The organism is Streptomyces laurentii (assembly GCF_040635425.1).
GTDB classification, from domain to species: domain Bacteria; phylum Actinomycetota; class Actinomycetes; order Streptomycetales; family Streptomycetaceae; genus Streptomyces; species Streptomyces laurentii.
This window is the reverse complement of record NZ_JBEYHT010000030.1, coordinates 23264-49761: the sequence shown is the minus strand read 5'-3', so window position 1 is coordinate 49761 and position 26498 is coordinate 23264. Positions and strand designations below refer to the sequence as shown.

Here is a 26498-nt window from a genome sequence, read left to right as displayed (position 1 = left end):
CCCGCTCGGCCGAAAGAGAACCGCGTCCCGACTACGGCTCGATGAGGATCGAGTTGATGTCCGTGAGGTTGGCCCAGACGGCCCATCCCGCCTCGATCTTCGCCCCGCAGTTCGTGCCGTTGCTTCCCTTGCACAGCCGCACGGTCCAACCGTCGGTCTGGCGGTTGAAGACGAAGTGCCAGTTGTACTGGCCGTAGAGCTGGTGGACTCCACGGGACCAGTAGGCGTTGGTCGGCTTGCTGGTCTCGATTCCCGTGCCCTCGGGGTAGATGCACACAGCCCCTCGGGCACAGTCGCCCGCGTCCGCCGAGGCCGACCCCGCACTCGTACCCAGCAACCCGCCCGCGAGAGCGACGGCCGCGGCGCCACCCGCGACCGCACGCGTGAAGTTGTTCATCGGATTCCCCTCGTTGCGTGGCCGTACGACTCCGCATGAATCCCCCGTCGGGATGCGGGTCGTCGGAACGCCCCCGACCATAGGACCGCTCCCGAGCCTCGTGGGACTCGCAATACTGAGGGAAGCCCCGCTCTGGGCCTGTCGAGGTCACTCCCGCACGCGGTCGCATGGACAACCTCATGCTCCCCCGTCGCACGTGTTGTCACCTCTCGGGGTCCTTCCTGCGCCGGGAGCGCTCCCACCCGGTCGGCTCCGGCCCCTCGCGGCCCTCGGCGTGCACGCGCCCCGGGCGCGTCCCACCCCGCCGCCCCTTCGCAGGGCCGTCATCACCGTCAACGTGTCCGACCAGGGCCGGAGCGCGAGCTTCTCGGCGAGCGTCTCGCTGCCCCCGGCACCGGGCCGTTCCCGCCGGCCCTCGTCGTCGGCGGGCTCGGCGCGGACACCGCCACCTTCAAGGCCTCCGGCGCGGCCGTCGACTCCTGCAACCCCCAACGGCGGCACGGCCCATGACGGGACGGCCGATGGAGGCACCACGAACGGGGGTACCACCAACGGCGGTACGACGGACGGCAGTACGACGAACGGAGGCACCAGCTCAGGTTCCTCGGGCGGCACCGCCTCCGGCACCGGCGGAAACGTCACCGTCCGCAACGCCGCGTACAACGGCGCGCTCGGCGCCGGCGCGAGCACCACGTTCGGCTTCACGGTGAACGGACCCTCCACTCCCCCGAGTGGCGTGAGCTGCAGTACGTCGTGAGCCCCGCCCCCTGAAGCGACACGATCGGCCCGCCCTCTCCTCCAGGAAGGGGCGGGCCGTTCGCGTCCGGCCGTCGCGGTTCAGGAGATCGTGCGGCAGACCGTTCCGTTGAGGGTGAAGGCCGTCGGGGACGGGTTGGCGCCGTCGTTGCCGCCCACGAAGCCGAAGGTGGCGGAGTTGCCGCCGTTCGGGGCGAGCCGGCCGTTGTTCTCGCCGTTGGTCACATGGACCCGCCGCCCCTCACTGGTGACGTTCGCGTTCCACGCCGAGGAGACGGACTGCCCGGCCGACGGCCAGTCGAAGGTCAGCGTCCAGCCGTCGAAGGTCAGCGTCCAGCCGTCGACGGCCGCGGGCCCGACGTTGCTCACCACGAGGTCGGACACGAAGCCGTTGCCCCAGCCGGAGGTCACCCGGTACGAGACGGTGCAGGTGCTGCCGCCCGGCGTACCGGTGGTGAAGGTCAGCGGGACGGACGGCCGGGAGAGGCGTCCCGCCTGGTCCCGGGCCAGCACGTTGACGGCGTGCCGGGAGCCGGCCGGCAGGTTGGGAATGGTGACCGAGGTGCCGGTGGAGGAGCCGAGCAGCTGGCTGCGGGCGCCGAGCTGCTCGTAGACCTCGTACCGGTCCACCGGTCCGGTGGCGGCCGGCCAGCTCAGGGTGGCGCTGTCGGCGGCGACCGCGGTGGTCCGCGGCGCGCCCGGGGCCCCCACGGTGGCGGCGGACGAGCCCGTGCCGCTCTTCGGGTGCATCGTCAGGACGGTGAGGGAGTATGGGGCCAGGGTCGCCGAGGCGGCCGTGGCGGTGCCGGGCGCGTCCACCGGGCCGTCGTCACCGGGTGCCCACCGCTGGACATCGGGGGCGCCGGAGGCGGGGGTGAAGCCCGCGTACCGCAGGTCCACGGTGTGCGCGGCGCCGGCGCTCTTGTTGAGCAGCAGGACGCTGAGGTCGCCGCCGGCCCGGAGCACCGCGTGCGACGAGACCTCGGGGCCGGACGCGCCCGAGGCGACCATGGTGTCGCCCGGGTCGCTGAGCGCGCCGAGCGTCTTGATGCCGTAATACGGCGCGAACGGGGTGTTCACCGCCGGCTCGCAGACGCCGCCGGTGCTGCTGCCGTTGGAGAGCATGCCCATGTCGCCGTGGTCGGTCTCGCCGTTCACGGTGCTGATGGCGCCCGCACCATTGTGGGTGTCCCACCAGTCCACGGTGAAGACGCCGTTCTCCAGCGCGGTCATCATGGCCTCGGCGGCGAACAGGCCGTTGGGGCGACTGGTGAACGCGCCGCCGCCCGCGTTGGAGTTCGCCTCGGTCATCGCGATGCCGATCCGGGCGGAGTCGGCGCCCGCGTACCGGTCGAGGAGGCTGCGTACCTCGCGCAGTTCACCGGGCAACTGCCGTACGGCGGCGAGTGATTGGTCGCCGCTGCTCGTGTTGGGGTACCAGTGGACGCTCACGAAGTCGGTGTCGCGGGCGACGGCGGCGAGCACGGTGTGGTTCCAGTCGGCGGTGTCGCCGGCGGCCACGACGCCGTCCGGCCAGTTGCCGGGCATGGTGAGCACCGCACCGATCCTGACGGTCGGGTCGACCGCCTTCATGGCCGCGGCGTACGCCTTGACCTCGCGGGCGTACTGGTTCGGCGACTTGTCGGCGTGGGTGTCGTTCTCCCAGCCGCTGCCGTAGACGCCGTTGCCGTAGATCTCGTTGCCGATCTCCCAGTACTTCGCGCCGTACTCCTTGGTGACGTTGGCGTACCGGACCCAGTCGGCGGCCTCTTTCGGCGTACCGGAGCCGTAGTTGGCGATGAGGATCGGCTGGGCGCCGGAGGCCCGCACCGTGCCCATGAAGGCGTCGAAGTCGGTGCCCGGGGCGACGTAACCGCCGGGCGCGGTGTTGTCGACCCAGTGGTAGATGTCGGCGTAGGAGCCGCCCGGGTAGCGCAGCGAGCCGATCCCCGCGGCCCGGTACAGGGACGCCACCTCGGGGTCGTTCATGTACCCGTCCCAGATGGCGGTGTTGGCGCCGAGCGCGGCGGGGTCGACGGTGCCCAGGCCCGCGCTCGCGTCGACCGTGACCGTGGTGTCGCCTGTGGCGTCCGTGGCGGCCGGGTCGGCCGAGGCGGGTGTCGACAGCGGCAGCGCCGCGGCCGCGACGGCCAGGGCCATCGAGGCCATGGCGACGAACGGGCGGCGAAGCCCTCCGGTCGCGCTGCGGGCTGGTCTCCTGTGGAACGGCATGGGGGTGTTCCTCCCGGGTGAGACGCCGGCCCGGGGCCACGCCGATGGAGCCGGACGAGAGACGGGGAACCGTGCGGCGTGCGGCGCCGCGCCGACCACCGCGAGGACGTCAACGGATGGGCACGGCCTGAGAGTTGAGGCGGAGCACATGAGGCTTGGGAGCGCTCCCATGATGGGAGCGGCCCTCGGAGGTGTCAATCGACCGGCCCCCACGGCAGCGCGCGGCGGGGCAGTTGACGCGCAAGGGGTTGACGGTCCGTCGAGCCGACCCTAACGTTGCGCGTCATCTTCCCGAAACTTTCCGGGAATTTGATCGAAACTCTTTCGACAATCTGGCCTCGCGACCGGCCGATGGCGGTCGCCTTTCCCCCACGCGGAACAGTGCGCCGACCGGCTCGGTCCCGGCCCCCGCCCCGGTCCTGGTCCTGGTCCTGGTCCTGGTCCGCGGGAGCAGAACGCACCCCGAGCACCTCGACGACGGCACCTCCCTTTCCCTGGAGAGCGGCATGGACTCTGCGCGGCGCAGGCCCGCCCCCACCCGACCCGAGACCCCCGAGACCGACGGCGAGACCGGCGGAGCTTCCCCGGCCGACGACGGCGTTCCGGGCGGCGTGAGCCGACGGACGCCGGTGTCCCGTGGCTGTCCGTCGACGCGCCGAGGGGCCGTGTCGAGGACCAGACCCGCGTCACCGTCCGCGCGGACTGGTCCCGCGCCCCCAAGGGCCGCACCACGGTGCCGCTCACCGTCACCGGTCCCGACGGCCGGCCGATCACGGTCCAGGTCCCGGTGGACCACCCCGACGTGCCCCGGCGGCGGCTGCGCGGATTCGTCGAGGCGCGCGGCCACGTCTCCATCGAGGCCGACCACTACACCCGCGCCCTCGGCGGGGGCGGCGTGACCTGGCGGCGCGTCCCCGGGATCGGCAGGACCGGATCGGGCATGGAGCCCTTCCCGGTCACCGCTCCCCGGCGGACCCCGGGCCGCGGCGACAGCCCCCGCCTCGACTGCACCGTCACCCTCTTCACGACCGGCCTGGTCACGGTGTCCGCGTATCTGTCGCCCCGCAACGACGTGCCGGCGAACGGCGGTCTCGCCTACGCCGTCTCCTTCGACGACGACCCGCCGCAGACCGTGAACATCACCCGGGCCACCGGCTCCGACGACGGCACGATGAACGCGCAGTGGCAGCGGAACACCTCCGACAACGTGAACGTCACCACGACCGCCCACCACATCACCGCGGCCGGGGTCCACGTCCTCACGTTCTGGATGGTCGACCCCACCGTCGTGCTGCAGAACCTCGTCGTGGACACCGGTGGCCTCAAGCCCAGTTACCTCGGCCCGCCCGAGAGCCTCCGGCTGCGCTGAATCCGGCGCCGGACCGGCGCACCGCCGTCACGGACCCGTGCGATGTCATCCCCTCCCCCGGAGACCCCGGAGACGCCGTCCCCTCCCCCGGAAAGGAACGCAGTTCATGGGCCGATCCTCCGCACTCGCGGTCAGCCTGGCCACCGCGGCCGTCCTCGCCGTCGGCGGTCTCACCACCTCGCCCGCCGCCGACAGTGAGCGCGGCGCGACGAACGCGGCCCCGGCCGCCGCCGCGCGATCCGCGGCGGCGACGGCGTCCGGGCACTGGGTGAACACCTGGACCTCGATGCCCCAGCCGACCGAGCCCGGCAACATGCCTCCGGCGCCGTTCACCCAGCCGGGCAAGGTCCTGGCCGACAGCACACTGCGCCAGACCGTGCACGTCTCGACCGGCGGATCGCGGCTGCGGCTGCGGCTGCGTTTCTCCAACGCGTTCGGCGGCGCGGACCTGCCCCTCACCGCCGTGTCGGTGGCCCTCCCGGCCGACGGCCGCGCCGGAACCGGCGCCGTCCAGCCGGGCACCACCCGGAAGGTCACCTTCGGCGGCCGCGCCTCCACCGTGGTCCCGGTGGGCGCGCAGGCCGTCTCCGATCCGCTGGACCTCGGCCTGCGGCCGGGCTCCAACCTCACGGTGACCCTCTACCTGGCCGACGGCCAGGCCTCGGACGCCGTCACCTCGCATCCGGGCTCGCGCACCACGTCGTACATGACGAGCGGAAACCACGTCGACGACCCGGATCTCGGCGGAGCGGCCACCACCGCCCACTGGTACTTCCTCAGCGGCGTGGAGGTCCTCTCGAAGCCCGCCGGCGCGGCCGCCGTCGTGGTGGGCGACTCGCTGACCGACGGCCGGGGCTCCACCACCGACGGCAACGACCGGTGGCCGGACCGGCTCCTCGCCCGGCTGCACGCGCGCCCCGAGACCTCCGGCGTCGCGGTCCTCAACCAGGCGGCCGGCGGCAACCGCGTCCTGAACGACGGCCTCGGCCCCAACGCGTCGGCCCGCTTCGACCGCGACGTCCTGGCCCAGAGCGGCGTCGGCTGGCTGATCCTCTTCGAGGGCGTCAACGACATCGGCACCGCCGACGCCACCGAGGCCGCGCAGCGGAAGGTCGCGGAGGATCTGATCGCCGCCTACGACCAGCTCGTCGTACGGGCGCACGCGCAGGGCATCTTGGTGTACGGGGCCACGCTGACGCCCTTCGGCGGCAACAGCGGCTACGACGACCCGGACGGTCACCGCGAGGCGGCACGGCAGACGGTCAACCGATGGATCCGTACGAGCGGCCGGTTCGACACCGTCCTCGACTTCGACCGGGCGGTCCGCGACCCGGAGCGGCCCCGGCGGCTGCGGGAGGCCTGGGACACCGGCGACCGTCTGCACCTGAACCCGGCCGGCTACCAGGCGCTGGCCGACGCGGTGCCGGTCCGGCTGTTCGGACCGCGCCGGCCGGCACCGGACGTCGGCCTGCGCTAGACCGGGGGTCGGGCCGACAATCCTCGAAGGGGGACCAACGGCACCGAAAGGCACAGGGTCGCCATGACGGATCTCCCGGCGTCCGGCGCGCCCGCGCGGGTGTTCCTGGTGGACGACCACGAGGTCGTCCGCCGGGGCCTGCGCGATCTGATCGACGACGAGCCCGACATGACGGTGGTCGGGGAGGCGGCGACGGCCGCGCAGGCGCTGGCCAGAGGACCGGCGCTGCGGCCGGACGTGGCCGTGCTCGACGTACGGCTGCCGGACGGGGACGGCATCTCGGTGTGCCGGGACCTGCGCTCGCTGATGCCGGACCTGGCATGTCTGATGCTGACCTCGTTCGACGACGAGGAGGCCTTGGTCGACTCGATCATGGCGGGGGCCGCCGGCTACGTACTCAAACAGATCAAGGGCTCCGATCTGGTGGCGGCGGTACGGACCGTGGCCGCCGGGCAGTCGATGCTCGATCCGGCCACCACCGCCCGGCTGATGCGCTCGCTGCGCGGCCCCGCGGCGGACCGGGAGCCGCCGGAGGACGCGCGGCTGACCGTGCTGTCCGAGCGGGAGCGGTCCGTCCTCGACCTGGTCGGAGAGGGGCTCACCAACCGGCAGATCGCCCAGCGGCTCCATCTGTCGGAGAAGACGGTGAAGAACCACATCTCGCGGCTGCTGGGGAAGCTCGGGGTGGAGCGGCGGGTACAGGCGGCCGTGATCGCGGCGGAGGTGCACGAGCACGAACGCACGGAGCACACCCGCGCGGAGTACGGCCACACAGAGCATGGCCGCACCGAGCACAGTCAGACCGGGCACGAACGCGCGCACGGGCGCGACGCCGAGGGGAGATAGGCCCCCACGCCTCCCTCCCCCGATTCAGGCGCCCCGTTCCCCGGCGGCCGGCCGCAGCGGGATCCGCCATTCGAGCGAGGTCCCGCCCTCCGGCCGCGGCCGGGCGCGGACCGTCAGCTCGCCGTTCAGGCGCGCGGCGCGTTCGGCCAGGTTGCGCAGCCCGCTGCGGGCCGCGTCCGGCGGGATGCCGATGCCGTCGTCGCCGACCGTGACCGCCAGGACGCCGTCCTCGGCGCCGACCGCCACCTCGGCCCGGCGGGCCCGCGCGTGGCGGGCGACGTTGGTGAGCGCCTCGGTGACGACCGCGACGACCTCCTCGGCCGTGGCGGCCGGCACGTCGGTGTCGAGCAGCCCTCCCATGCGCAGGGCCGGGGTGAAGCCCAGTGCCGGGGCGGCCCGCTCGACCGCGGTGACGATCCGGCTCCTGAGCTTCGGCTCGCCGGCGGGGACGCCGGGGGTCTCGTGCTCCCGGAGGCCGAAGATGGTCGTCCTGATGATCTTGGTGGTGGCGTCGAGGTCGTCGATCGCCCGGGTCAGCCGCGCCACCGCCTCGGGGTGGTCCACGAACCGCAGGGCGCTCCGCAGGGTCATCCCGGTGGCGAACAGCCGCTGGATGGCCAGGTCGTGCAGGTCACGGGCGATCCGGTCGCGGTCCTCCAGGAGGCTCGCCCGCTCGGCGTCGCGGCGCCGCTCGGCCAGTTCGAGGGCCAGGGCGGTCTGCTCGGCGAAGCCCGGCAGCGCGGCGGTCTCCGTACGGGTGAAGGACGGACGTCCGCCGCGCCGGGCGAGGACCAGGACGCCGCTGAGCCGCTCCTTCGTCCCGACCGTGACGGCCACCGCCGGCCCGAAGCCCCGCCAGGGTCCGGGGACATCGCCCGAACGGACGTCCACATCGGCCACGTCTGCCACGTCGGCCACGTCGGCCGTGCCTGCCATGCCGACCACCCCGGCCGCATCGGTCACGCCTGCCACGTCGGTCACCATGAGCAGACCGTCCTCCGCGAGCGCCGCCGCGACCAGCGTCCCCTCGCCGCCGGGCGGCGCGATCCGCCGGTACTCCTCGGCCGCTTCGCCGGCGGACAGCGTGCCGAGCGGCTCGCCGTCCGGCCCCAGCAGATGGAACACCGCGAGGTCGGCGTCCGCGAGATCCGCGGCCTCGGCGAGCATCCCGTCCAGGGCCTCGGTCTCCCCCGCCCCGGACAGCAGGGCGTTGGTCACGGCGGACCCCGCCGCCAGCCAGCGCCGGCGCAGCCGCCCGTCCTCGTAGAGGCGCGCGTTCTCGACGGCGACGCCCGCCGCGACGGCCAGGGTGGTCACGACGGCCTCGTCCTCGGCGTCGAAGTGCTTTCCGCCGCGCTTCTCGGTCAGGTAGAGGTTGCCGAACACCTCGTCACGGACCCGCACGGGAACGCCCAGGAAGGAGTGCATCGGCGGGTGGTGGGGCGGGAAGCCGTACGAGGCCGGGTGCGCGGACAGCTCCGCGAGGCGCAGCGGTACGGGGTGGCGGATCAGTTCGCCGAGCAGGCCCCGGCCGGAGGGCAGCGCTCCGATCCGCTCGCGCCGCTCGTCGTCGATGCCGACCGGCACGAACTCCACCAGGGTGCGGTCCTCGCCGATGACGCCCAGCGCGCCGTACTCGGCGTCCACCAGCGTCACGGCCGCCTCCACGATGCCGTGCAGCACCCGGGGCAGGTCGAGGCCGCGGCCGACGGACATGACGGCCTCCAGGAGCCCGCCGAGCCGGTCCCGGGTGCCCCGCATCTCGTCGACGCGTGCCTGGAGCTCGTCGAGCAGGTCGTCCAGTCGCAGCCGCGGCGGTCTCGCGTCCGCGGACCCGCGGTCCTCCCGGCCCATCGGAACCTCCGGTCGTGTCGCACGCGCGGACCGGGTCCGTCGCGGTCGCGCCCGCTGTCACGGTCTTCACCGTAGTGCGGATGTCCTGTCCCTTCCTGCCGGGTCGCCCGAGCCCTCCGGGGCGCCCGCCGCCTCGGGGCCGCTCGGGCGGAAGGCGGTCCGCAGCAGCCGCGCCGCGAAGAACCCGACGGGGGCGCCGAGGGCGGCGAGGCCGAGGCCCGCCGCGCCGAGCGCCTCGGTCTCCAGGACCGAGCGCAGGAAGGGTACGTACAGGGCCGCCGCGCCCAGCAGGGCGGAGGCGAGGACGGCCAGCGGCAGGAAGGGGTTCTGCCGGGTCAGCAGCCGGGCGCGCAGCCCGAGGACGACGCCGAGCTGGGCGGCCAGCAGAGCGGTGAAGAGGACGCTCTGCCAGGCGAGGCCGAGGCCGCGGGCGGCGAGCGCCGCGCCGAGCGAAGCCGCCGTGACGAGGACGCCGAGCAGGAGCAGGCGCTGCCAGGCGCCGCCGCCGAGGATGTGCTGGGACGGCGGGCGGGGCGGGCGCCTCATGGTGCCCGGAGCGGCCGGTTCGGCGCCCATAGCGACGCCGGTGAGGCCGTGGGTGAGCAGGTTGATCCAGAGGATCTGGCCCGCGCGGAGCGGCAGGGGCAGCCCGAGGAAGGGGCCGGTCAGCATGACCAGGATCTCGGCCGCGCCGCCGGCCATGCCGTAGACGAGGAAGCGGCGGATGTTGTCGTACACGCGCCGCCCTTCCTCGACCGCCGTGACGACCGTGGACAGCCCGTCGTCGGTGAGGACGAGGTCGGCGGCCTGGCGCGCGACCTCGGTGCCGCGCGCGCCCATGGCGACGCCGATGTCGGCCCGGTGCAGGGCGGGACCGTCGTTGACGCCGTCGCCGGTCATGGCGGTCACCGCGCCCCGGGTCCGCCACGCCTCGACGATCTCCAGCTTCTGCTGTGGATCCGTACGGGCGAAGACCCGGACGGCGGTGAGGTCGGCGACCCGCCCCTCGGCGACGTCCGCCCCGGTGACGACCCGGCCGCCGTCCCCCGTCCCACCCTCCTCCGAATCGGCCGGGGTACGGACTCCGGTGCCGGGTACGAGCCCCACCCGGACGGCGATGGCGCGCGCCGTCGCCGGGTGGTCGCCGGTGATGAGGACGGGCGTGATGCCGGCCGCCCGGCAGTCGGCCAGGGTCGTGGCGGCGGTCGCCCGGGGCGGGTCGTGGAGCGCGACGAGCCCGCGCAGCGTGAGCCGCGACTCCGCCGCGGTGACCGGGTCCGGTACGTCGTCCCGTACACCCGAGGCCGCGGCCAGCACCCGGTAGCCGTGCCCGGCCAGCCGGGCGGCCTCCTGCCGGGCGTGCTCCAGGGCGTCCGGCGGCTCGTCGAGCACGGCCGGGTCGAGTACGGCCTCGGGGGCGCCCTTGAGACAGACGAGGACGCGGCCCGGGCGGCCGTCCGTGTGGAGCGTGGTCATGCGCTTGCGCAGGCTGTCGAAGGGGGCTTCGGCGGTCCGGGGCCGGTCCGCGGCGAGTTCCGGCCGTCCCGGCAGACCGGCCTTGGCCGCGGCCGTGAGCAGCGCGGCCTCCATGGGATCGCCGAGCGCCGTCCAGCGGGCGCCGGACTCCGGGTCGTCCGGCGGGCGCAGCGCCGCGTCGTTGCACAGGGAGGTCACGGTCAGCAGTTCCCGTACGGGGTCGAGCGCGGGGGCGTCGGCGGGCCGGCCGCCGGCCAGGACCTCGCCCTCGGGCTCGTACCCCATGCCCGTCAGCTCCACGGCGCCGGCCGGCGTCCAGATCCGCTCGACGACCATCCGCCCCTCCGTCAGGGTGCCGGTCTTGTCGGTGGCGAGGACGGACACCGAGCCGAGGGTCTCCACGGCCGGAAGGCGTCGTACGAGGGCGTGCCGGGCGACCATCCGGCGGGCGCCCAGGGCGAGGGCGAGGGTGACCACGGCGGGCAGGGACTCGGGGACGGCGGCCACGGCCAGGCTGATGGCGGTGACCGCCATGGTGCCGGGCGGGAGGCCGCGGACCAGGCCGAGGGCGAAGACCAGGACGCACAGCGCGAGCGTCACGGCGGCGAGGACCCGCCCGAGGGACGCGAGACGGCGCTGCAGCGGGGTCGGCTCGCGGCGGTCGTCGAGCAGCGCGGCGATCCGGCCGAGCGCGGAGGCCGCCCCGGTCGCGGTCACGCTCGCCACGCCCCGGCCGCGTACGACGACGGTGCCGGCGCTGAGAGCCGCGCCGGCGGCCTTGTCCACGGGCACGGACTCGCCGGTGAGCATCGACTCGTCCAGGAGCAGGGCGGACGCCTCGGCGAGTTCGGCGTCGGCGGCGACGATGTCGCCCTCGCCGAGCACGAGGACGTCGCCGGGGACGACCTCGGTGGCCGGCACGGACCGGCCGGCCCCGCCCCGCCGGACGTGCGCGTGCGGGGCGCTGAGCGCCGAGAGGGCGGCGACGGCGTTGTCGGCGCGGATCTCCTGGACGACGCCGACGGTGGTGTTCACGACGACGACCAGGGCGATGACGATCGCGTCGGGGTGGTCGCGGATCGCGAGGGTGAGGACCACGGCGCCGAGCAGTACCAGGATCAGCGGGTCGCGCAGCTGGGCCAGGATCCTCGTGCGCAGGGGTACGGGCCTGCGCGCGGCCACCTCGTTGCGTCCGGTGTCCGCGAGGCGGCGCGCGGCCTCCGCCTCGGTGAGGCCGTCCATCGGTCCGGGCGCCGAGGGGAGGGCCCGCTCCGCGGCCGCGCTCACCGCCGGCTCACCGCGCGGGCACCGTGATCACCGGGCAGGGGGCGCGGTGCAGCAGCCCGTGGACGACGGAGCCGACGTGCATCCCGCTGTATCCGCCCTGCCCGCGCCGGCCCACGATCACGGCCAGGGCGTGCTCGGCGGCGTCCGCGAGCCGCTCGACGGGCGAACCGGTCAGGACCTCATGGGTGACGGGGACGTCCGGGTGCTCCCGTACTCCTTCGGCGGTGCTCTCCGCCAGCAGGCCGCGCTCGGCGTCGAGCGCGGTGTCGCCGGGGTGCCGGGCGAACAGGGACGGTTCCCGGACGGCGACGGCGCGCAGCGCGCAGCCGCGTACGTCCGCCTCCTCGAAGGCCAGCGCGACGGCGGCCCGCGAGGACGGGCTGCCGTCGACCCCGACGACGAGGTACGGCGGGTCCTCGACGGTGCGTTCGGCGTCGCCCACGACGACGACCGGGCACCGGGCCTGGGCGGTGACGGGGACCACGAGGGAGCCCAGGCTCAGGAACTCCTCGACGCGGCTGAGCCGCCGGGAGCCGAGCACGACGAGCGCGGCCTCGGCCGAGAGCGCGGCGAGCACCCGGGCCGGGACCCCGTCGACGACGGCGGCGGAGACCTCGGCCTCGGGCGCGCGGGCCCGTACCCCGTCCTCCGCCGTCCGCAGCGCGTCGCGCGCCGCGGCGATCCGCGCGGTGTGACGGGGGCTGTCGTCGACGTGCTGGGTGTCGTGCGCGGGCGGGACGGCGACGACGAGGCGCAGGGCGAGACGGCGCCGCAGGGCCTCGTCGGCGGCCCAGTCCAGGGCGGGATGTCCGTCCTGGTCGGGGTCGACGCCGACGACGATCTCGCGCCGTTCCGTGATGGGGGTCATGGGGTGCTCCCGCGTCGTGGCTGGTGCCGGGGCTCGTGCCGGGGCTCGTGCTGGGGCTCGCCGGGACCGGTTTCCCGTACTGGTTTCCGGGGCCGGCTTCCGGGTTTCCAGGCCGGTCTCCCGGGCTGGTCTCCCGGGCTGGTCTCCCGGGCTGGTCTCCCAGGCGGGTGTACGGGGCTCGTACGGGCCCGGCGCCCGGGGCGTCACGGCCGCCGACCTGGACCCCTGGGGCCGCCGGACGGCGCCATGGGCCGGTCGGCCCGTCCCCGGGACCGTTCGACCCTCGCGAAACCGGCACGGGTGAGGGACCGTGGTGTCATGGAACAGGAAGCGCGGCGATGACGCATCCGCAGACCACCGACGGCACCGCCCGCTCCTCCGTGCACGACCGCGCGTCGTGACCGACAGGGAGGACGCACCGTGTCCCTCACCGATCTGACTCGAACGCTCGTGGAATCGCTGGTCGAGGACGCCGTCACGGCCCCGTCGATGCACAACGCCCAGCCCTGGCGGTTCGTGTACCGGACGGCCGCGTCCACCCTCGAACTGCACGGGGATCCCGACCGCGCGCTGCCGCGCGAGGACCCCGACCACCGCGACCTCCACCTCGGCTGCGGCGCCGCCCTGTTCTCCCTGCGCGTGGCCGCCGCCCATCACGGCCGGCACGCCGACGTCCATCTGCTGCCGGACGTCGGCGATCCGTGGCATCTGGCCGACGTGACGCTGTCCGGCGCGGCCGGCGAGCCCGATCACGCGCTCGCCGCGTTCCGGCCCGTCCTGCGCGAACGGCACACCAACCGGTTCCCCTTCACCGAGCGGCCCGTTCCCGCCGAACTCCTCGACCGGCTCACGGCCGCGGCCGCCGACGAGGGGTGCCGCATGGTCGTCCCGGGCGAGTGGCACACCGACACCCTGCTCGACCTCGTCCACGAAGCCGAACGGTTCGAATCCGCCGACCCGACCGTGCGCGAGGAGATCGCCGCCTGGACCCACGACGGGGCCGCCGGCCGGGAACCCGCCACCGAGGGCATTCCCGCGTACGCCTTCGGCCCCCGGCAGCACGACGTCACCTCCCCCGTCCGCGACTTCGACACCACGCACCGGGCCCCGGACCGGCCGTCTGAGCGCTTCGAGAAGAATCCCCGGCTCGTGCTGCTCGGCACGTCCAAGGACACCCCCGGCGAGTGGCTGCGGACCGGCCAGGCGCTCCAGCGCGTCCTGCTCCAGGCCACCCTCGACGGGCTGTCCAGCTCCCTCATGTCCCAGCCCCTCGAATGGCCCGAACTCCGGGCCGCCGCCCGGGACCCCGAGTCCGCCCTCGGCTACGTCCACATGATCATCCGCCTCGGATACGGCCCCCAGGTGCGGGCCACGCCCCGCAGGCCCGTCGCCGACGTCCTCGAAATCGCCTGACCTGCACCGACGGCGGTACGGCGGGGACGGCCGGGGCGGGGCCGGGACGGATACGAGACACGGCCGGGACGGGGCCGGAGGCACCGTCCCGTATGCCGTTCGGCCCACGGGACGGGCCGCACCGGACGTCCGGTGCGACGGTGAAGACGGCTCAGGCCACGCGGACGACTCGGACCACCCGGACGACCGCGTGGAGACGACGCGCACCCGAAGCACCTCGAAGGACTCCGAAGGAGGGCGGACCTTGCCCGAGACGGCCCCGCACCCCGATCCCGCCGCCCCCTCCCCGCCGCGGCCGGCGCTGCTCAGCTTCCTGGGGGCGGTGGGCACCGTCACCGGCAGCAAGTTCCTGGTCGAGAGCGACCACGCGCGGATCCTCGTCGACTGCGGCCTCTTCCAGGGGTTCGCCAGTCTGCGGCGCCGCAACTGGGAACGGACCGCCCGCGACGCCGCCGACATCCACGCCGTCGTCGTCACCCACGCCCATCTCGACCACTGCGGCTATCTGCCCCGCCTGGTCCGGCAGGGCTTCCGCGGCCCCATCCTGTGCAGCGCCCGCACCGCCCGGCTCGCCGCCATCGTGCTGCGCGACAGCGCCCGGCTCCAGATGGAGGCCGCCCGGCACGCCAACGAGCACGGCTGGTCGCGGCACCGCCCGGCGAAGCCGCTGTACGACGACGGTGACGTCGAGAAGACCCTGTCGTACGTCGACCCGGTCGCGGTCGGCGCGGACGTCGAGATCATGGGCGGCACCCGGCTCACGCTGCACCACGCCGGGCACATCCTCGGCTCCACCTGGGCCCGGCTCACGCTGGAGGACGGGCACACCCTGGCCGTCTCCGGCGATCTCGGCCGCCCGGGGCACCCGCTGCTGCTGCCGCCGGAACCGTTCTCCGGCGCCGACGTGCTGCTCCTGGAGTCGACGTACGGCGACCGGCGGCACGACCAGGAGTCCGGGCGCTCGGCGTTCGCCTCGGTGATCGCGCGGACCCTGGCCCGCGGTGGCACCGTGGTCGTGCCCGCCTTCGCGATCGACCGCACCGAGGTCGTCCTGCACGAGCTGGCGCGGCTGCGCGACACGGGCGTCCTGCCGCCGTCCGTACCGGTGTACGTGGACAGTCCGATGGCCCTGGCCGCGCTCGACGTCTACCGCGACGCCGTACGCGAACGGGCCACCGAACTGCGTCCCGAGATCCTGGCGCGGGGCGAGGCCGCGCTGAGTCCGGCACCGTTCCTGGCCGCCCGTACCGTCCAGGAGTCCATCGAGATCAACAGCGCGCCGGGCCCCGCCGTCATCGTCTCCTCGGCGGGCATGGCCACCGGCGGCCGGGTCCTGCACCATCTGCGGCGGCTGCTGCCCGACCCGCGCAACTCCGTCGTCGTGGTCGGCTTCGCCGCGGCCGGCACCCGGGCGCGGGACCTGGTGGAGGGGGCGCGGGTGCTGAAGATGTTCGGCGAGTACGTGCCGGTCCGGGCCGAGGTCGCCGACGTGCCGCACTTCTCCGCCCACGCCGACGAGGACCAGCTGGTGGACTGGCTGCGCGGCGCCCCCGCCCCGCACACCACGTACCTCGTCCACGGGGAGCCGGCCGCCTCGGCGGCGCTGCGCGACCGGATCGACCAGGAGCTGGGCTGGACGGCCGTCGTGCCCCGTTCCGGGGAGGCGGTGCTCGTCCGCTGACTCCGCGTCCACCGTGTCTTTGCCCGCCACCCGTTCGGGTCCTCCGGTCCCCGGGACGGCCCGCGTGGTCCTGCCGTACAGGCACGATGCGGCATCCTGACAGCAGAAGGACCGGCGGGCCCGGCCGCGCCCGGTCCGCCGTCCTCCGGTGAGGAGTGAGAGCCATGCCCGCCCAGCCGTTCACCGTGGCCGACGTGATGACCAGGAAGGTCGTCGCCGTACGGCCGGACACGGAGTTCAAGGACATCGTCGCCGCGATGGACCGGTGGAAGGTGACCGCGCTGCCCGTCATCGAGGGCGAGGGCCGGGTCGTCGGCGTGGTCTCCGAGGCCGATCTGCTGGTCAAGGAGGAGTACCGCGACCGCCGCCCCGGCGTGCGGGAGCGGCTGCGGCATCTCGACGCCATGGTCAAGGCCGGTTCCCGGAACGCCGGGGATCTGATGACCTCGCCCGCCGTCACCATCGGCCCCGACGCACCCCTGCCCCAGGCCGCCCGGATCCTGGCGACCCGGCGCGTCAAGCGGCTGCCGGTCGTCGACGCCGACGGCATGCTTCAGGGCGTCGTGAGCCGGGCCGACCTGCTCAAGGTCTTCCTCCGCACGGACGAGGAACTCGCCGCCGAGATCCGGCGCGACGTCGTCGACCACCTGTTCCCGCTCTCCCGCGACCGGGTCGAGGTACGGGTGCGCGGGGGCGTCGTCCATCTGTCCGGCGAGGTCCGCGACAGCACGCTCGTCCCGCTCGCGGCCCGGCTCGCGCGGACGGTCGAGGGCGTGGTGGACGTACGGTCCGAGCTCACGGCGGCCGACGACGCGTGACCGCCGCTCCCTCCGCCTCCGTACGGCCTACGGAACGTTCCAGCCGGCGAGGTACGGCTGTCCGTCCTCGGTGGCCAGGAAGGCGAGGGTGCCCGGATGCGGGTGCCCGAGCAGCCCGCTCGCGGACGCGTCGAGACCGAGCCAGCGCACGGTGAGGACGCGGGTGAGATGGCCGTGCGCGACGACGGCGACATCGCCCTCGCTCAGCAGCGGCCGGATGCGGTCGAGCATCGCGTCCACGCGCGCGGCCACCTGCGGAAGCCGCTCGCCGGGATGGCCGGCGTCGCCGGGGACGACTCCGTCCCGCCACAGGTCCCAGCCGGGCCGCGACTCCTTGATCTGCTCGGCGGTCAGGCCCTCGTAGCCGCCGTAGTCCCACTCCAGCAGGTCGGGATCGGGCTCGGCGCCGGTGAGCCCGGCCAGCTCGGCGGTCCGCAGGGCACGGCTCAGCGGGCTGCTGAACACCGCGGCCCACGGGCGGCCCGCCAGCCTCGGCGCCAGCGCCCGGGCCGCCGCCTCCCCCGCCTCGGTCAGCGGCACATCGGTCCGCCCGGCATGTCGGCCGGACAGGCTCCACGCGGTCTGCCCATGCCTGATCACTATGAGTTCACCCATGGCGGAGCACGCTATCCGGACACACGGTCCTGTGAACCGCGTTCCTCCCGCCCCACGATGCCGCGGAACGCGGCGGGGGCCCAAGGCCCGTCCTTCGGAGCACGTCAGGCCAGGGAGAGGGATCCGGGTCGGGTGCTACGCCCGGCGGATCACGGGTACGGAATCGCAGCCGCGGATCCGGGCGTCCCTGCGGGCCCGGCCCGGAGACGCTCCTGCGCCCACCACCCGGCCGTCCGCCACGGCCAGCCACACGCCGTCGACAGGGTCCGCCGGAGCGGTCGGCCGGAGGGCCCGGAGGATCACGGGGTCGGGCTCCGCGCACGCCGCGGGCGGCGTCGGCCGCGCCCGGCCCGCCCGCCATTCGGCGGTGGTGCGCTCACCGCCCCGCACCCGCGTCCACACCAGGTGCTGCAGGACGATCAGCGGCCCCAGCGCCGTCAGGAGCGGGAAGGCGCCGGTCAGGACGCCCTGGGCGAAGAGCACGCTGACCACGCCGGACACCGCGAGCCCGACCGCTGCCGCGAGAACGCCGGCGGCCCGCCCGAACGCCTTGACCGCCGTCAGCGGGAACAGCACCAGGAGCAGCAGGTCGCCGAGGCCCAGCGCCACCGGCGGCTCGCCCCGCGTCACCGCGAGCAGCGGGGCGAACGGCAGCCCCATGACCTGGGCGGCGAACCGGTCCATGACCGACGTGAGCCCGGTGGCCACCAGGTCGTAGCAGGCGAGCGCGCCCGCGAACCACGCCGCGTGGGCGGACCGCATCCCGCTCTGCGCCCACATGGTGGCGACCCCCGCCACCGCCGTCACGAGCAGCAGGTCGGTGAGCACCATCACGGCGAGCGGGCGGCCGAGCAGGGCCGTCACGGTGGTGGCGGCGACCGCGGCCGCCGCGATCGCCCAGGCCCGGCCGGCTCCGGTCAGCGGAGCGAGGGTGAACTGCAGCGCCGCGCAGAGCACCAGGCCGAACACGGTCGCCACGGCGGCGCGCGGCAGGACCAGGTAGAGCAGCGGAGCCGCCACCACCACGACGTACATCACGGCGACGTCGGGCAGTTCGTACCGTCCCACCGGGGGCCGGGGCATCCGCACCCGGTGGAAGTACGCGGCGCCCGCCGCCATGGCCGCGAGGACGCAGCCGTTGAGGCCGAGCAGGGCCGTGGTGCTCATGCCGGGCTCCCGAGGGGTGCGGTGGCCGGGCGGGCCGATTCGAAGGTGTGCTCGCGCAGGTCGGCGCGGACCGGGCCGGTGGGCGGCATTCCGGCCGGGTCGTCGTGGAGCGCTATGCCGGCCAGCGCCAGGCCGGCGGCGGTGGCCCGGTCCTCCAGCCTTCCCAGCAGCCCGGCATCGGCCCGGCGGCGGGTCAGGACGTGGAGCAGCGGCCCCCCGGGCCGTTCCTCCAGGGCGTAGCGGGCGGGCAGCGGTACGTCCTGTTCCGCCTCCAGCAGGTCGAGCAGCGACCGGGTGGTCACCGCCCGGCTGGACGGGCCGGACCAGCGGCCAAGGATGAGCGAGGTCGCGGGCATGTGGGCGAGTTCGCACTCCGGCGTGGTCGCGGGCCGCCGGACCAGGTCGCCCGTGTCGTAGCGCAGCAGCAGGGTGCAGTCCCGGTACGGGACGTACGGCGTCTGGACGATGACGCCCACCCCGCCGGGCGGTGTGGGCTCGTGCGTCTCGGGGTCGAGCACCTCCAGATGCCCGAACTCGGTGGTGTGGTGCAGATGTCCCGCGCCGCAGGGGGTGCCGCCGGACGGCACCGTCTCCGTCATCATGTACGAGGTCGTGATCCGGGCCCCGAAGGCCGCCTCCGCCCGCTTCCGCAGCGGTTCGGAGAGCACCTCGCCGCCGACGCCGACCGAGTCGAGGCCGAAGTCCGACGGCTGCCAGTCGTGCCGTTCCGCCTCCTCGACCAGGGCGGACAGATAGGACGCCGAGACGGTGAGGTGGGTGATCTGCGGGGCCTTGCCGCGCAGTCCGAGCGGGGTCGCGAGCCGGTCGAGCGCCACCGCCGGGTCGACGGTGCCGATCGGTACGAACGCCGCGCCGATCCGGGTCACCGACTCCTCCACGTTGAGCAGCGGCAGGGTCGCCCGGGAGCAGCCCGCGTAGGCCATGCTGTGCCGGGGCCGCAGTCCCATGCCGAGCACGGCGGAGACGGTGCTCATGGCGACCATGATCTCCACCTCGGCCCGCGAGTACCAGACGGTGGTCGGCGTCCCGCTGGTCCCCGTGGTGAGCGCCATCAGCGCGGGGGCCGACGCGGCGGAGACGAAGGCGGCGGGCAGGCCGCGCAGGGCGGACTTGGGGGTGACCGGCACCTGTTCCCAGGTCTCCGGGGTGAGCCCGTCGGGGTCGAGGCCCAGGTCCTGGAAGGCTTGCCGGTAGTAGGGGGTGTGCCGGACGGCCGCGCGGGCGGTGGCCCGCAGACTGCGCGCGGTGACCGTGCGGCGTACGTCGGGGTCGACCGCCCCGGACTGCCCGGGCAGCAGGACCGAGTCCTCCCCCGGCTCGCCGAACTCCGCCAGGGTCTCCAGCAGATCGCGGGCGATCCGTTCGAGGTCCTGTGGCCGGATCCGGCGGTTGCGCAGGATCGCCGTGCTGTACCGCAGTTGTCTGAAAGCAGTGCCGAACACGTACGCCTCCTGGCTCCTGGACCGGGAATCCGATTCCCGGTCCAGGCCGGGGCCGGTCGTCAGACCATGCTGGCGAACATCGCCGCGGTGAGCGTGCTGAAGGCGTACTTGATGTAGTGCTTGACCATGATGGATCTCCCTCTTCTCGCGCCCCGACAGGGGGTTGCTGGGCTCCAGGTGGTGCACTCCCGGCCAGAACGGCCGTTCGATGAACGAGAGGTTAGAGTACGGACGTGGGTGGCTCAATGGGATCGCCCGACCTGAATCCGCGCACTGCGCGGCGGGCCCGCGTCCACCCCCACGACGGGCCCTCGATCATGCCTGCGGCAGACCCTCGATCATGCGGGTGCAGTCAATACGCCTGGAACGCCTACGACGCCTCGGACGCGCCGCCGCCGTCCGCCCGTCTGACCGGGATGGTGCGCGCGGTGCTGGTGCTCTCGTCGGGCATCGGGACGCGGATGGTGAGGATGCCGTTCGTGTACGAGGCGTCGACACCGTCGGCGGGGATGGGCACCGGAAGGCGTACGGTCCGGCGGAAGGATCCGTAGCGGAACTCGGAGTGGTCCTTGTCCTCCGTGCTCTCCACGTGCTCGGCGCGCACGGTCAGGAGGTCGCCGTCGGCGGTGATGGTGAGGTCGCGGTCGGGGTCCACCCCGGGCAGTTCGGCGCGCAGCACGTACGCGCCGTCTCCGGTGGACATCTCCACCGGGATCGAGTGGGGCGCCGTGGCGGGGTGCCAGCCGGGAAGGCCCGGGAACGAGTGGCCGAACCAGTCCTCGAAGTCCGGGAAGGACATGTGCCTGCGTTCGATCTTGCGTCCGCTCATCGTTCTCTCTCCTCTCCTGGCCCTCCGCGCCCTCCTGGCCCTCCGCCCTCTCCTAGCCCTCCGTGTCCTCCGCGCCCTCCGGTTCTTCCTGACCCCGCGGCGGGTACTGCGGGACGATGGCGACCGGGCATTCGGCGTGGTGCAGGGCGCGGTGGGCGACCCGGCCGAGTTCCAGGCCGACGAGCGCGTCGCGGCGGCGCGCGCCCACGACCAGCAGGTCGGCGGCGGCGGAGCGCTGGACCAGCACCCGGTGGGGGGCGCCTTCCACCGTGACGCGGCGCACCGCTACCCGGGGGTGCTCGCGCACGAGCGCGTCCAGTGCCTTGTCGAGCAGATCGGACGCCCCGCGTTCGTCTCCGCCGCCGGCCTCGCCGGTGAGGAGCGGATGGCCGGTGTGCCGGGGCGACGGCCGCCGCCAGGCGCGGACCACGTCGAGTTCCGCGTCGCGCAGGGCCGCCTCGCGGAAGGCGAAGCGTACGGCCGGGGAGTCCACGTCATACGCGCCGATCCCGAGCAGGACCCGCCCGTGCCCGGCGTCCCGGGTGTAGCGGTCGCCGCGGACCACGACGACCGGACAGGAGGACCGCGCGGCCACCACCAGGCTCACGGAGCCGAGCAGCAGACCGGTGAACTCGCCGCGCCCCCGGTTGCCCACGACCACGAGGGCGGCTTCCTCCGCCTCCCGGAGCAGCGCGCCGGCCGGGTCGTCGGGCAGGACCGCGGTGGTGACCGCGACGCCAGGGGCGCGGAGCCGGGCGTGTTCGGCCGCGGCGGCGACGATGTCCTCGGCCTCGTCCTGGCCGGTGGGCCGGTCCGCGGCCGGGTCGGTCTCCACTCCCTCGTACCGCTCCCAGAGCGAGGCGTGGACGATCCGCAGCGGCAGCGCGTACCGTTCGGCCTCGTCCACGGCCCAGTCCAGGGCCGCGAGCCCGGTCTCGGATCCGTCGACTCCCGCCACCACGGGACGTTCCATCCTGCCCACCGCCTTGCGTGTCGTTCCGGGAGGAGGGGCCCATCCGCTTCTCGCGGATCCTGATCGCGCGGTGCGCGGCCCGAAGCCGCTTCTCCGCGTCCCGCAGGCCCCTCCTCCCTTTCAGAAAAGCACCGGCCGGGGACCCTCGCCAGGGCTGCCTGGTTCCCCTTCCGTCCCTTTCCGACCCCGTTCGGCCCCCGTTCGGCCCTTGTCACCGGGCCGTCGCCGGGGACAGGCTCGAAGGGTGCGGGAGCCGGTACGGCGCGTACCGCTCCGGCCACGAGGAGGTGACCGGTCATGACGCGGAGCATCGTGGTCGGCCTGGACGGTACGGAGCAGGCGGACGCCGCCGCGCGGTGGGCGGCGGACGAGGCGGAACTGCGCGGGACCGGGGTGCGGCTCGTGCACGTGTGCGAGCCGTCGCCGGAGGCCGTGACGCCGTGCGTCGCCCGCGGACCCGTCGAGGAGTGGGCGCGCGACCTGCTCGCCCGTACGGCCACCGTCCTGCGCGAACGCCATCACGGCCTGCCGGTGACCACCCGCCTCCTGCCCGCCGATCCGGTACCGGGCCTCGTCGCCGAGAGCGAGGACGCCACTCTGCTGGTGCTCGGCTCGCGCGCGCTGGGCCGGGCGTCCGGGTATGTCGTGGGCTCGGTCGGGACGGCCGTCGCCGGCCTGGCCGAACGCCCCGTCGTCCTCGTACGGCCGGACGGCGGCTCACCGCCCGGGAACACGGTCGTGGCGGGCGTCGACCCGCACCGGCCGGACCACGACGTCCTGGAATTCGCCTTCGACGCGGCGGCGCGGCGCGGCGCCCGGCTGGAGATCGTGTACGCGCAGCGGCTGCCGCCGTTCGCGACGCCCGGGCCCGCCATGGCGCCCGACCTCCGCTACTCCGTCAGCCCCGCGATCGGGCGCGCGCTCGACGAGCTGATCGACCCCTGGCGGGCGAAGTACGACGCCGAGGTGACGACCACCGGCCGGGTGGTCGCCGGTTCGGCCGGGCCGGCGCTGATCCGGGCCGCCGAACACGCCGCGCTCGTGGTGATCGGCCGCCGCACGCGTCGCTCGCCGTGGGGCGGACGTATCGGCAGCACGGCCCACGCCGTGCTGCACCACGCCCGGCCGCCGGTGGCCCTGGTGCCGTCCGAGTGACGGCACCAGCGCCCCGTGGCCCGGCTCAGGGCGTCAGCTGCGCCTGGACGAGGGGGCCGTAGCGGGCGACGAGGTCGTCGATGTCCGCGGCCCGTACCTCGGCGCCGCGCGCGATGCCGAACATCACGCCCAGGCCCAGCAGTGCGCCCACCGCGAGCTCCGCGCGCAGGCCCGCGTCCGGGCCGCCCAGCCGGCCGGCGAGGCGGTCCACGACCTGCGTACGGAAGTTGGTGCGCAGGATGTCGCCCTGTTCGCCGTGCAGCGGCGCGAACACGATCCGCAGGACGGGGTCGGCGCCCTGCTCGGTCTGGCTCACCAGGACGTGGCGGACCATGTGCCGGCCGAGGTCCGCGAGCGGGGCGTCCAGCAGCGCCGCGGCGTCCTCCTCGAAGGACATGACCTGGGCGAAGAGCGTGTCCTTGTTGCCGAAGTACTTGAGGATCAGGGGCGCGCTGACCCCGGCCCGGTCCGCGACCGCCTTGAGCGTGATGTCCGCCTGCGCGTGCCGGGCGAGGAGGTGGCGGACGGCCCGGAGGATCGCGGCCTTCGTCGCCTCGGCGTCCCGGCGGGCGGGGCCGCGGGGCGGCCCGGCGTCGCCGGACCCCGGCTCCCCGGCCTTGCCCGCGCGGGCGGTGGCGGATCGGGTGGTCATGAGGGTCATGCTCCTTCCAGCGCCTCGTCGCGTACGGCCGCGTCCGCACGGCCGCGGGCCCGGGTCCGGGTCCGGGTCCGGGTCCGGGTCCGGGTCCGGAGGCCGCCGCCGGGGGCGCGGTCCCTGGGGATGGCGAGGGCGGCGGCACAGGCCACCAGGGCGACCGTACCCGCCATCGCGAACGCCAGCAGATAGCCGTGGAGCGTGGGCAGCGGGATGCCGCCGACGGGGCTCGTGTGGTGGACCAGGATCGCGGCGACGGCGGCGCTGCACACGGCCTGGCCGATGGTGCGCATCAGGACGTTGACGCCGTTCGCGGACGCGGTCTGCCCGGCCGGCACGGCGCCCAGGATCAGGGTGGGCAGCGCCGAGTAGGCGAGGGAGGTACCGGTGGCGACGATCGACGCGCCCACGATGACCATCCACAGGTCGCGGCTGTCCGCGATGCGCACGGCGTAGCCGACGGCGAGGACGGCGGCGCCCAGGGCGAGGGTGACGCGCGGGCCGCGGGACGCCGAGATACGGGCCGACAGCGGGGAGAACAGCAGCATGGTCAGGCCGCCGGGCAGCAGGCACAGGCCGCTGCCGACGATGGACAGGCCGAGCCCGTAGCCGGTGGCCTCGGGCGCCTGGACGAGCTGGGCCGTCACCAGGGAGTTGGCGTAGAAGCCGAAGCCGACCAGCAGCGCGGCGACGTGGGGCAGCGCGACGCGCGGGCGGGCCGCCAGGCGCAGGTCGACCAGGGGCCGCTCGACGCGCAGCTGCTGGACGCACCACAGTCCCAGGATCACCACGCAGGCCACGAACAGGCCGATGACGCGCGGGCTTCCCCACCCCCACTGACCGCCTTGCGATACGCCGAGGAGCAGGGTGACCAGTCCGGCGGCCAGGCCCAGCGCGCCGACGACGTCGAAGCGGCCGGGGGCGCGGACGGGCGACTCGCGGACCGCCCACCAGGCGAGCAGGAAGCCGGCCGCGCCGAGGCCGCTGGTCGCCCAGAACATGGTGTGCCAGCTGGCGTACTGGATGACGAGCGCGGCGAGCGGCAGGCCGAGCGCCGCGCCGATGCCGACGGTGGAGCTCATGAGCGCGACCGCGGATCCGGTCCGCTCGGGCGGCAGTTCGTCGCGCAGGATGCTGATCGACAACGGGACGACGGCGGCCGCGGCGCCCTGCAGCGCGCGGGCCGCGATGAGTACGCCGATGTCGGACGAGAGCGCGCAGAGCACCGAGCCCAGGGTCATCAGCCCGAGCGCGGCCAGCAGGACGCGCCTCTTTCCGTACATGTCGCCGGCGCGTCCGAGCACCGGGGTGAGCACGGCGCCGGCCAGCAGCGTGGCGGTCACCATCCAGGAGACGGCGCCCGCCGAGGCGCCGGTCAGCCGGGGCAGATCGGGCAGCAGCGGAACGACGACCGTCTGCATGACGGCCATGAGGATGCCGCCGAAGGCCAGTACCGGGACCGTGGCCCGCTCCCGCACTCCGGGCCGGCCCGTGGGCCCGTCGGGGGTGGCGGCTGGGTCCGGCGGGACGGCTATCGGGGCCACAGGGCACTCCAGAGGCAGGACGGGATGCGAGGTGAATAATGATTCACCGTATCAAGTGAATAACCATTCACCCGGGATTCCCAGAAGGCCCGAGGTAAAGCTTCGGCCTGGACGATGGCGGGTGACGGCGGGCTGGAGGGAGGGGCGGACGGGCCTCGCTCCGGCCGGCCGGCCGGGCCAAGATCCGCCTGTGGTAACTTGCCCGGGCCAGTCGCACCTCTGTACGTATCGACACGGTATGTGCACGGGTCAGGGAATCCGGTGGGAATCCGGAACTGACGCGCAGCGGTGAGGGTGACGGGCGGAGCATCGGCCACTGGGCCCCATGGGGCCTGGGAAGGCGCTCCGTCCGGACGACCCCGAGTCCGAAAACCTGCTGGCGGCCCGAGTGGCGGCACCCGCCGCCGCCCGGGGAGCACCGTACGACAGGCTCCGCGCATGAGCCGTGACGCAGAGGACTCCTTCCGTGCCCCTCGCACACCCCGTCCGTTCCGCCGCCCTGCTCGTGGCCGGTGCCGTTCTCGTGGCCGGCTGCGGCACCGGCGGAGGCCCGGCCGCTTCCGCCGAGACGAAGGAGACGGCCGCCGGATACCCCGTCCGTCTCGACGACTGCGGGCAGCGCGTGCAGATCGAGCGCGCACCCAGCCGGGCCGTCGCCCTCGACCAGGGGTCGGCCGAGATCCTGCTCTCGCTCGGGCTCGCCGACCGCATGGTGGGCACCGCCACCTGGACGGACCCGGTCCTCAAGGGGCTGGAGAAGGCGAACGCGAAGGTTCCCCGGCTCGCCGACCGCTACCCGTCGTTCGAGAAGGTCCTCGACGCCGAACCCGACTTCGTCAGCGCCTCCTTCCTCTACACCCTGGGCAAGGGCGGTGTGGCGCCCCGGGAGCGGTTCGCGCGGCTCGGCGTGCCCACGTACCTCTCCCCCACCGACTGCGTCGGCAAGGACAACAGCGGCGACGGCGACGGCATCCGCACCCGGCCGCTGACCATGGACACGGTGTACGGCGAGATCCGCGACCTGGCCCGGGTGTTCGACGTCCCGGAGCGCGGCGAGAAGCTCGTCGGGGAACTCCGCGCCCGGGTCGACGAGGCCAAGGCCGGCGCCGACTTCGGCGACGCGTCCGTCCTGTACTGGTTCTCCGACTCCCAGGGGCCGTACATGGCCGGCTGCTGCGGCGCGCCGGGGATCGTCAGCGGGACGCTCGGGGTGAAGAACGTCTTCGACGACACCAAGGAGGAGTGGCCGCAGATCAACTGGGAGACCGTCGCCGACCGCGACCCCGACGTGCTGGTGATCGCCGATCTGACCCGCAAGGCGCAGTCGGCCGAGAGCGCCGCGAAGAAGATCGAGTTCCTGGAGTCGCATCCCGTCACCCGGAACATGACGGCGGTACGGAAGAAGCGGTACGTGATCCTCAGCGGCCAGGCCATGAACCCCACGATCCGCACCGTCGAGGGCATCGAGAAGGTGGCCGCGGCGCTGCGGACGTACGGGCTCGCGAAGTGACCCGGACCGGCCCGGACACGGCGGCCGAGGCGAGCCCCGCCACACCCCGTACCCTCCGTACGCCCCGTGCCCCCCGTACGCCCCGTGCCCCCCGTACGTCCCGGGCGCTTCCC

At 74.4% G+C, this 26498-nt stretch carries 19 protein-coding genes, 1 pseudogene and 1 riboswitch; of the genes and pseudogenes, 8 read left to right on the top strand and 12 right to left on the bottom strand.

What is annotated here, in order from left to right; genetic code table 11:
* Window positions 1-31: 31 nt before the first annotated feature.
* Together ABZ693_RS19770 and ABZ693_RS19765 are read right to left on the bottom strand one after the other, a co-directional pair.
* Window positions 32-397, bottom strand: coding sequence for a hypothetical protein (locus tag ABZ693_RS19770; protein WP_359878711.1), 366 nt, complete (start codon window positions 395-397; stop codon window positions 32-34).
* Between the two features lie 837 nt (window positions 398-1234).
* Entirely contained in the window at window positions 1235-3385 is a 2151-nt protein-coding gene (locus ABZ693_RS19765) for a cellulose binding domain-containing protein (RefSeq protein WP_359878709.1), read from the bottom strand.
* 628 nt (window positions 3386-4013) lie between these two features.
* Between ABZ693_RS19765 and ABZ693_RS19760 the strand changes: the two are divergent.
* From ABZ693_RS19760 to ABZ693_RS19750, 3 genes and pseudogenes are all read left to right on the top strand, one after another.
* Window positions 4014-4754: pseudogene (locus ABZ693_RS19760) on the top strand (glycosyl hydrolase 115 family protein); the annotation flags it as partial.
* A 106-nt stretch (window positions 4755-4860) separates the two neighbouring features.
* Window positions 4861-6231, top strand: a complete 1371-nt coding sequence (locus ABZ693_RS19755; RefSeq protein ID WP_359878707.1) for an SGNH/GDSL hydrolase family protein — start codon at window positions 4861-4863, stop codon at window positions 6229-6231.
* A gap of 63 nt (window positions 6232-6294) precedes the next feature.
* Window positions 6295-7077: a response regulator gene (locus tag ABZ693_RS19750; protein WP_359878705.1), complete on the top strand. Its 783-nt coding sequence runs from the start codon at window positions 6295-6297 to the stop codon at window positions 7075-7077.
* 24 nt (window positions 7078-7101) lie between these two features.
* Here the strand turns inward: ABZ693_RS19750 and ABZ693_RS19745 are convergent, their stop codons facing one another.
* From ABZ693_RS19745 to ABZ693_RS19735, 3 genes are all read right to left on the bottom strand, one after another.
* A complete protein-coding gene (locus tag ABZ693_RS19745; RefSeq protein WP_359878702.1) occupies window positions 7102-8931 on the bottom strand; it encodes a GAF domain-containing sensor histidine kinase in 1830 nt (609 codons plus the stop codon).
* A 66-nt stretch (window positions 8932-8997) separates the two neighbouring features.
* Window positions 8998-11694, bottom strand: a complete 2697-nt coding sequence (locus ABZ693_RS19740) for a cation-translocating P-type ATPase (RefSeq protein ID WP_359878699.1) — start codon at window positions 11692-11694, stop codon at window positions 8998-9000.
* 7 nt (window positions 11695-11701) lie between these two features.
* Complete coding sequence (locus tag ABZ693_RS19735; RefSeq protein WP_359878696.1) at window positions 11702-12562, bottom strand: universal stress protein; 861 nt, start codon at window positions 12560-12562, stop codon at window positions 11702-11704.
* A 420-nt stretch (window positions 12563-12982) separates the two neighbouring features.
* Between ABZ693_RS19735 and ABZ693_RS19730 the strand changes: the two genes are divergently transcribed.
* The 3 genes from ABZ693_RS19730 to ABZ693_RS19720 all read left to right on the top strand — a co-directional run bounded on the left by ABZ693_RS19730 (window position 12983) and on the right by ABZ693_RS19720 (window position 16474).
* Window positions 12983-13975, top strand: coding sequence for an Acg family FMN-binding oxidoreductase (locus tag ABZ693_RS19730; protein ID WP_359878693.1), 993 nt, complete (start codon window positions 12983-12985; stop codon window positions 13973-13975).
* Between the two features lie 244 nt (window positions 13976-14219).
* Entirely contained in the window at window positions 14220-15656 is a 1437-nt protein-coding gene (locus tag ABZ693_RS19725) for an MBL fold metallo-hydrolase RNA specificity domain-containing protein (RefSeq protein WP_359878691.1), read from the top strand.
* A 164-nt stretch (window positions 15657-15820) separates the two neighbouring features.
* On the top strand, window positions 15821-16474 hold the full coding sequence (locus ABZ693_RS19720; protein ID WP_359878688.1) for a CBS domain-containing protein: 654 nt from the start codon (window positions 15821-15823) through the stop codon (window positions 16472-16474).
* Window positions 16475-16501: 27 nt separating this feature from the next.
* On the opposite strand, the gene ABZ693_RS19715 is transcribed toward ABZ693_RS19720, so the two are convergent.
* The 5 genes from ABZ693_RS19715 to ABZ693_RS19695 form a co-directional block, all read right to left on the bottom strand.
* Window positions 16502-17089 (bottom strand): histidine phosphatase family protein, encoded by a 588-nt coding sequence (locus ABZ693_RS19715; RefSeq protein WP_359878685.1) that lies wholly within the window; start codon window positions 17087-17089, stop codon window positions 16502-16504.
* A 135-nt stretch (window positions 17090-17224) separates the two neighbouring features.
* Window positions 17225-18256 (bottom strand): hypothetical protein, encoded by a 1032-nt coding sequence (locus ABZ693_RS19710; protein ID WP_359878683.1) that lies wholly within the window; start codon window positions 18254-18256, stop codon window positions 17225-17227.
* Window positions 18253-19719 (bottom strand): phenylacetate--CoA ligase family protein, encoded by a 1467-nt coding sequence (locus ABZ693_RS19705; protein ID WP_359878680.1) that lies wholly within the window; start codon window positions 19717-19719, stop codon window positions 18253-18255. Before ABZ693_RS19705 ends, ABZ693_RS19710 begins: the two co-directional genes overlap by 4 nt.
* Window positions 19720-20089: 370 nt before the next feature.
* Entirely contained in the window at window positions 20090-20548 is a 459-nt protein-coding gene (locus tag ABZ693_RS19700) for an Hsp20/alpha crystallin family protein (RefSeq protein WP_359878679.1), read from the bottom strand.
* Window positions 20549-20600: 52 nt separating this feature from the next.
* Window positions 20601-21521, bottom strand: coding sequence for a universal stress protein (locus tag ABZ693_RS19695; protein ID WP_359878677.1), 921 nt, complete (start codon window positions 21519-21521; stop codon window positions 20601-20603).
* A 297-nt stretch (window positions 21522-21818) separates the two neighbouring features.
* Here ABZ693_RS19695 and ABZ693_RS19690 point away from each other — a divergent pair, with 297 nt between their 5' ends.
* The gene (locus ABZ693_RS19690) at window positions 21819-22676 is read left to right on the top strand and encodes a universal stress protein (protein WP_359878674.1); all 858 of its coding nucleotides are present in this window, start codon (window positions 21819-21821) and stop codon (window positions 22674-22676) included.
* Between the two features lie 25 nt (window positions 22677-22701).
* On the opposite strand, the gene ABZ693_RS19685 is transcribed toward ABZ693_RS19690, so the two are convergent.
* Both ABZ693_RS19685 and ABZ693_RS19680 read right to left on the bottom strand, forming a co-directional pair.
* A complete protein-coding gene (locus ABZ693_RS19685) occupies window positions 22702-23328 on the bottom strand; it encodes a TetR/AcrR family transcriptional regulator (RefSeq protein ID WP_359878671.1) in 627 nt (208 codons plus the stop codon).
* Window positions 23329-23333: 5 nt separating this feature from the next.
* Window positions 23334-24866 carry an MFS transporter gene (locus ABZ693_RS19680; protein WP_359878785.1) on the bottom strand — a complete coding sequence of 511 codons (1533 nt, stop codon included), beginning with the start codon at window positions 24864-24866 and terminating at the stop codon, window positions 23334-23336.
* Between the two features lie 200 nt (window positions 24867-25066).
* Window positions 25067-25270, top strand: a riboswitch (cobalamin riboswitch).
* A gap of 71 nt (window positions 25271-25341) precedes the next feature.
* Between ABZ693_RS19680 and ABZ693_RS19675 the strand changes: the two genes are divergently transcribed.
* Window positions 25342-26385 carry an ABC transporter substrate-binding protein gene (locus ABZ693_RS19675; RefSeq protein ID WP_359878669.1) on the top strand — a complete coding sequence of 348 codons (1044 nt, stop codon included), beginning with the start codon at window positions 25342-25344 and terminating at the stop codon, window positions 26383-26385.
* The last annotated feature ends 113 nt before the right edge of the window (window positions 26386-26498 follow it).